4 protein-coding genes are annotated in these 4152 nt (G+C 73.4%); all 4 read right to left on the bottom strand.

The genetic code is table 11. From position 1 onward, the window contains the following. Positions 1-673: sugar phosphate isomerase/epimerase family protein (locus DW309_RS17540; RefSeq protein ID WP_136046101.1), on the bottom strand; the 673-nt coding region annotated here is incomplete at its 3' end. A 60-nt stretch (positions 674-733) separates the two neighbouring features. After that, a complete protein-coding gene (locus DW309_RS17535) occupies positions 734-1606 on the bottom strand; it encodes a sugar phosphate isomerase/epimerase family protein (protein WP_136046100.1) in 873 nt (290 codons plus the stop codon). Then, positions 1603-2814, bottom strand: coding sequence for a DUF993 family protein (locus tag DW309_RS17530; RefSeq protein WP_136046099.1), 1212 nt, complete (start codon positions 2812-2814; stop codon positions 1603-1605). The genes DW309_RS17535 and DW309_RS17530 overlap by 4 nt, the downstream gene beginning before the upstream one ends. Continuing rightward, positions 2811-3980 (bottom strand): Gfo/Idh/MocA family protein, encoded by a 1170-nt coding sequence (locus DW309_RS17525; RefSeq protein ID WP_136034629.1) that lies wholly within the window; start codon positions 3978-3980, stop codon positions 2811-2813. The genes DW309_RS17530 and DW309_RS17525 overlap by 4 nt, the downstream gene beginning before the upstream one ends. Between the last annotated feature and the right edge of the window lie 172 nt (positions 3981-4152).

Raw genomic sequence — 4152 nt, 5'->3', positions numbered from 1 at the left:
CGCGGGGCGGTCGCTCCGCCGCAGCCGCCTCCGCGGCGACGCGCGTCCACAGCGCCTCCCGGGTGCGCAGCGGGTGCCGCTCGGTGCGCGGCCACCAGGAGAACACGTGCACGGCGCTCACGAAGGCGGCGAGCCGCCGGTACTCCTCGAGCGCCTCGGCATCGGGAGCCCCGACCGTCGGCTGCCAGTAGCTCGACAGCGCCGGATGGTCGACCTCGGCGAGCACCCGGAGGGCGGCCTCGGCCGTGTCGGCGAGGGTGCCGGAGTGGAACTCAAGGGCGAGCCCGATCCCGCGGGCGGCCGCCTCGACCGCGGCGGCACGGAGGCGCGTGACGACCTCGGCGCGCTCGCGAGGGGTCGCCGCGGCGGCTCCGGTCGAGCCCGCCCACACGCGCACACGGTCGGCCCCGAGCGCAGCGGCGCTGTCGAGCACGGCCGTGAGAGGCTCGGCCGACCCCGCACGGAAGTACGACCCGTAGGACGCGACCGCGAGCCCGGCGTCGGCCGTGAGCCGCACCACCTCTTCGGCACGCGCGACATCGCCGGGCGGCACGTGCACGTCACCGCCCCACTCGATCACCTCCAGGCCCGCGGCTGCCGCGAGGGCGACGATCCGGGCGGGCTCGAGCGCGCGGAACGTCACCGAGCACAACCCTGGGCGCATCCCCGTCATGGCCTCATCATCTCAATCCCCCTCGCCGACGGGACCCGGCCACGGCGGCACGACCGGCGGTCATCGCAGGTGCGGGGAGACGGTCGCGGCGAACGACTCGGCCGTGCGCCGGACCACGGCGCGCGGATCGGCGGCCCAGACGTCCGCGCGGAAGATCTCGACCTCGATGTCCCGGTCGTAGCCGGTCGCCCGCACCGCGCGGGTGAGCACGCCGAAGTCGATCACCCCCTCCCCCGGGTAGTGCCGCGACAGCAGCGGGTCGGCGGCGAGCGGCGTCTTCCAGTCGCACACCTGGTACGTGGCGATGCGGTCCTCGCGCCCGGCGCGCGCGATCTGACCGAGCACCTGGGGGTCCCACCAGATGTGGAAGGTGTCCACGGCGACCCCCACCACGGCCGGGTCGAAGTCGGCGGCGATGTCGAGCGCCTGTCCGAGCGTCGACACCACGGCGCGGTCCGACGCGTAGAGGGGATGCAGCGGCTCGATCGCCAGGGTCACGCCCGCGCCGCGGGCATCGTCGGCGAGGGCTCCGATCGCGTCACGCACGCGCTCCCTGGCGCCGACGAGGTCGCGCGACCCCTCGGGCAGCCCTCCCGCGACGAGCACCAGGACCGCCGTCGACCCCTCGGCCCCCGCCGCCGCGAGCGTCGCGGTCTCCTCGATCGCCCGCCGGTTGTCGTCCAGCGCGGCCTCGCGCGCGGGGCCGGCCGGGAGCGTGAAGAAGCCGCCCCGGCAGTGCGTGCTGAAACGCAGCCCGGAGTCGGCGAGCATGCGCGCCGCCACCGCGAGGCCCACGTCCTGCACGGGCTCCCGCCAGAGGCCGATCGCCGGGAGCCCGGCCTCGGCCGTGACCTGCAGCGCCGTGGCGAGGTCGGCGTGCTTGATCGTGGCCTGGTTGAGGGAGAGACGGGGGTCGGGGAACGGGGCGGTCATGCGTCGACGCCGTTCAGCCGGAGGAGGCCGTGCCAGCGCTCACGGGCGAGCTCCGGCCGCTCGAGGGCGAGCGCCGCGTTCGCGAGCTCCACGACGCGACTGAGGTGCGGGAGGCTCCGGGCGGAGTGGAGTCCGCCCACCATCTGGAACGCCGGCTGATGGCCGTTGAGCCACGACAGGAAGGCCACGCCCGTCTTGTAGTAGTAGGTCGGCGCGGCGAACACCTGCCGGCTGAGCTCCTCGGTGGGCCCGAGCAGTGCGAGGTAGCGGTCGGGGTCGTCCGCATCCAGCGCCTGGATCGCCGCCGACGCCACGGGGGCGATCGCGGCGAAGGCCCCGAGCAGCGCATCCGAGTGCCCGTGCGAGGCCGACGTCGTACCGCCGGAGCCCAGGCTGTCGCCGCCGATGAGGCCGACGTAGTGGAAGTCGTCGCCCGTGAACATCCGCACGCCCGCGGGGAGCCGGTCGCGCACCCAGACCTCGGAGTCGGCGTCGAGCAGGCTCATCTTCACCCCGGCGATCGCGTCGGGGTGCTCGGCGATGATGTCGAGCAGCACCCGTGCCGCTTCTTCCCATCCGGCCGAGCCGTCCGCGGCCGCCGTCGGCGCGAAGTACCCGGCCAGCTCGGGGTCGAACGCGGTGCCGAGCCAGTGCAGCACCACGGGCGCGGACGCGCGGGACAGCACCTCCCGGTACACGCGGCGGTAGTCGTCGGCGCTCTCGGCCGCCCTGGCGAGGTGTCGCGACGCCATGAGCACCGGCCCCGCTCCCTGCTCCTCGGCGAAGTGCAGCTGCTCGACGTACGCGTCGACGATGCGATCGAGCGGGATGTGCGCGTCGTCGACCTGATCGGTGTTGACCCCGACCACGACCGACCCGCCCTCCTCGCGGGCGACCTCGGCGCTGCGGGCGATGAGCTCGCGCGTCGCGACCGCGTCGAGCCCCATGTTGCGCTGCGCGGTGTCCATCGCATCCGCGACGCCGAGCCCCCACGAGTACACGTTGCGGCGGAACGCGAGCGTCGCGTCCCAGTCGATGTCGGCGGGGCGTCCGGGGGTGTTGTCGGCGTGCGGCTTCGGCACCACGTGGGCCGCCGCGTACGCCACCCGGCTGCGCAGTGGTCCGTCCGGCCGGGTCACGGCGTCGGGCGCACGCAGCTCGACGCCGGAGGTGCGCCCGTCGGCGGCGAGCAGACGGAGGGCGCTCATGCCCGGTCCAGCGTCAGCGGTTCGAGCACGATCTTGCGGCCCTCGGCGCTGGACGCCAGGCCGGCTTCCGCGAACTGCACGCCGCGGGCCCCCGCCAGCAGGTCGAACGGGTAGTCGGTGCCTTCGACGTAGGACACCAGGTACTCCTCCCACTGCTGCCGAAAGCCGTTCTGGAAGACCTGGTTGGCGGGCACCTGCTGCCAGTCGGCGTCGTAGTCGTGGTCGTCCTCCAGGTCGGGGTTCCACACCGGCTTGGGGGTGGCGTTGCGGGGCTGGATCTTCGCGCCGAAGAGTCCGACCACCGCGGAGCCGTGCGTGCCGTCGACCTGGAACTCCACGAGCTCGTCGCGGTTGACGCGGACCGTCCACGAGGAGTTGATCTCGGCGACGACGCCGCCCGCCAGCTCGAAGATGCCGTACGCCGCATCCTCGGCCGTCGCGGTGTAGTGCTCGCCCTTCTCGTCCCAGCGGTCGGCGATGTGCACGGCCGCCTGGGCGTAGACGCTCGTGACCTCGCCGAAGAGGTTCTCGAGCACGTAGTTCCAGTGCGGGAACATGTCGGTGATGATGCCGCCGCCGTCTTCCGTGCGGTAGTTCCAGCTCGGTCGCTGCGCGGGCTGCCAGTCGCCCTCGAACACCCAGTAGCCGAACTCGCCGCGCACCGACAGGATGCGCCCGAAGAATCCGGAGTCGATGAGGCGCTTGAGCTTCTGCAGCCCGGGGAGGTAGAGCTTGTCGTGCACGACGCCGGTCTTCACGCCGGCGTCGCGGGCGAGCCGGGCCAGCTCCAGCGCCTCCTCCAGCGACTCGGCGGTGGGCTTCTCGGTGTAGATCGCCTTGCCCGCGGCGATGGCTTTGCGGATCGCGGAGGCCCTGGCCTTCGTCACGAGGAAGTCGGCGTAGATCTCCCACTGCGGGTCGGCGAGCGCGGCGTCGAGGTCGGTCGTCCAGTCGGCGATGCCGTGGGCCGCGGCGAGTTCCGCCAGCTTGGCCTCGCTGCGGCCCACGAGGATCGGCTTCACGGTGACCCGCGTGCCGTCCGCGAGCTCGATGCCGCCCTGGTCGCGGATCGCGAGGATCGAGCGCACCAGGTGCTGCCGGTACCCCATGCGCCCGGAGACGCCGTTCATGATGATCCCGATCTCGCGGGTCGTGGCCTGTGCCATCTCGGTCCGTTCCTTTCGGTGGAGGGGGATGCGCGGCCCGGATTCGAGGATGCGGGTAAGCGCTTTCCGAGATCATGGCACGAGAACGTCCACCCCGCAACCGCGGCGGACCTCGGGCGCGCACGGCCGGCCGCATCACCGCGCCGCCCGCCGGGTCACGCTTCCGGCGGCG

Origin of the sequence: Microbacterium sp. K41 (assembly GCF_004794395.1) — a bacterium.
Classification (GTDB): domain Bacteria; phylum Actinomycetota; class Actinomycetes; order Actinomycetales; family Microbacteriaceae; genus Microbacterium; species Microbacterium sufflavum.
The sequence above is the reverse complement of the archived record's forward strand: the minus strand, read 5'-3'. Positions and strand labels throughout refer to the sequence as shown.